The sequence below is a fragment of the Kandleria vitulina DSM 20405 genome, assembly GCF_000702065.1.
Lineage (GTDB): Bacteria > Bacillota_I > Bacilli_A > Erysipelotrichales > Coprobacillaceae > Kandleria > Kandleria vitulina.
In genome coordinates this window covers 1-2,670 of record NZ_JNKN01000066.1, presented here as the reverse complement: position 1 = coordinate 2,670, position 2,670 = coordinate 1, and the positions used below count along the sequence as shown (strand labels likewise).

At 36.4% G+C, this 2,670-nt stretch carries 2 protein-coding genes; both read left to right on the top strand.

The features are described from left to right. The first annotated feature begins 181 nt into the window (after window positions 1-181). Window positions 182-1,642 carry a nicotinate phosphoribosyltransferase gene (locus T513_RS0109515; RefSeq protein WP_031589896.1) on the top strand — a complete coding sequence of 487 codons (1,461 nt, stop codon included), beginning with the start codon at window positions 182-184 and terminating at the stop codon, window positions 1,640-1,642. A gap of 44 nt (window positions 1,643-1,686) precedes the next feature. Then, a complete protein-coding gene (locus T513_RS0109510; RefSeq protein WP_031589895.1) occupies window positions 1,687-2,511 on the top strand; it encodes a prephenate dehydrogenase in 825 nt (274 codons plus the stop codon). Window positions 2,512-2,670: the final 159 nt, after the last annotated feature.

Sequence of the window (2,670 nt, the reverse complement as noted above, 5' to 3'; positions counted from 1 at the left end):
TGTCGGGTGGAAACTTAAATATCAAACTTCTTAAATAGAACCGTCAGGTTCTTAGAAGCCACCTACCTTTAGGTGGGTGGTAGTTCACTTACTTTATTTTTGTGCTATGAAATATCGGATGACACCTTTATTTTTTTAGAAAAAAAGAGTATCATGTCCTTATATTAAGGAGATATCATATATGAATTTCAATGTAAATAGTGCAAGAAATATTACACTTGTAATGGATTTTTATGAATTAACAATGTCTTATAATTATTTTAAGCAAGGCAAGAAGGACGAAATTGTTTATTTTGATATGTTCTATCGTAAAAATCCCGATGATGGAGGAGTTGTTATTGCGGCAGGGGTTCAGCAGTTGATTGAAGCTATTCAAAACATGCATTTCTCTGATGGCGATATCGATTATTTGAGAGGATTAGGCGTATTTGATGAGGCATTCTTTGATTATCTAAGAAACTTCAAGTTCACTGGATCAATCTGGGCTGTTCCAGAAGGAACACCAGTGTTCCCTTATGAACCATTGGTAACTGTTAAGGCACCAATAATTGAAGCACAGATGATTGAAACGTTCTTATTAGTAACAATCAATCATCAGTCACTTATTGCAACTAAGACAAGACGTATTGTCCAGGAAGCAAAAGGACGTCCAGTCATGGAATTTGGTGCAAGACGTGCACAGGGTTATGATGCCGCTACATATGGTGCAAGAGCAGCCTACATTGGTGGGGCAGCTGGTACAGCGACAGTATCTGCTGGAAAGATTTTTAATATTCCAGTTCTTGGTACAATGGCCCATTCATTTGTGCAGTCATTTGATAATGAATACGATGCATTCAAAGCCTATGCTGAAATTTATCCGGATAATTGTATTCTACTTGTAGATACTTATGACACATTAAAAAGCGGGGTACCAAATGCGATTGAAGTAGCAGAACAGGTACTTGAACCAATGGGAAAACGCTTGGCCGGTATTCGTATCGACAGTGGCGATATTGCTTACTTGACTAAGAAAGCGAGAGCTATGCTAGATGTAGCAGGCTTGACTGACTGCAAGATTTCTATTTCCAACTCACTAGATGAATATCTAATTCGTTCAGTGCTTGAACAGGGTGCTCAGATTGATTCCTTTGGTGTAGGAGAAAACATGATTACATCTAAGTCAGCACCAGTTTTCGGTGGAGTCTACAAGATGGCAGCTGTAGAAAGAGATGGAAAAATCATTCCTAAGATCAAGATCTCAGAAAATACTGAAAAGATCACAAACCCAGGATATAAGAAAGTCTATCGTCTTATTGAAAAAGAAACCAATAAGGCTATCGCAGACTTAATTACATTTGCGGATGAAATCATTGATCCTGATGATGACTTAACAATCTACTCTCAGCTAGATAAATGGCTTAACAAAACATTGCCAGCAGGAGAATTCAAGTTCTATGAACTACAAAAAGAAGTCTTCAAGGATGGTAAATGTGTATATCCTGAATTCACTCTTGATGAAATTAGAGAATACAAGAAAAAACAGGAAGAACTATTATGGGATGAAGTTTTCCGTTTAGAATACCCACATAAATATTATGTAGATCTATCAAGAAAACTAATCGACTATAAATTAAAGATGCTTGAAGAAAAGAGAGGTTAGCGAATAAGTATACTTATTCGCTTTCTTTATAAAAGGGGGATTATATGAAAATAACAGTTGTAGGATTAGGTGTCATCGGGGGAAGTTTTGTAAAGGCACTTAAAGGTAAGGGCTATGAAGTCTACGGTGTAGATGTCAATGTAGAAACATTAAGAGAAGCAGAGAAGGAAGGGTGCATTATTAAAGGATATGTCGATCCACATGAAATCATTCCAGAGACTGATTTAACAATCATTTCTTTATATCCATCTCTTGTACTTGATTTCCTTCGTGATAATACATTCAAGAAAGGCAGCATCATTTCAGATGCAGTAGGAATTAAATCTTACTTTCTTGAAAAAGCATTATCCATTATTCCAGATGATGTAGAATACATCAGCATGCATCCGATGGCAGGTAGAGAAAAGAAAGGCTATGCCTACGCTTCAAAGGATGTATTTAAGGATGCCAACTTCATTGTGATCCAGCATGAAGCCAATAAACCAGAATCCATTGCCTTTATGGAAGGCTTCGCTCATGAAATGGGATTCCATTCTGTAAAGATCATGTCACCATATGATCATGATGAAATCATCTCATTTACATCACAGCTTCCACATGCAATAGCAGTATCACTTATTAATAGTGATGATGAAAAATATGATACAGGAAAATATATCGGAGATTCTTTCAGAGAACTGACACGTATTGCCAATATCAATGAAGATCTATGGAGTGAACTGTTCCTTAATAATAAGAAGTATCTCCTTAAATCTATTGAAAGATTTGAAGAAAAGCTTAATGTATTAAAGGATGCAATTCGCGAAGATGACGAAGACGGATTGAAAGCACAGTTTATTGAATCTACTAAAAGAAGAGAAAGACTCTAATTCTCTTCTTTTTTTAAATACGTCCTCTATGTAGACAAAGGGTCACAAAAAAAGTTCAAAAAAGTGTTGCAATATGATGAATATTATTATATACTGATTGAGCAGTGAGGGGGACGGCCCACAGGGAAGCCCTCTAAACATAAAGGATGGTTCCTTAGC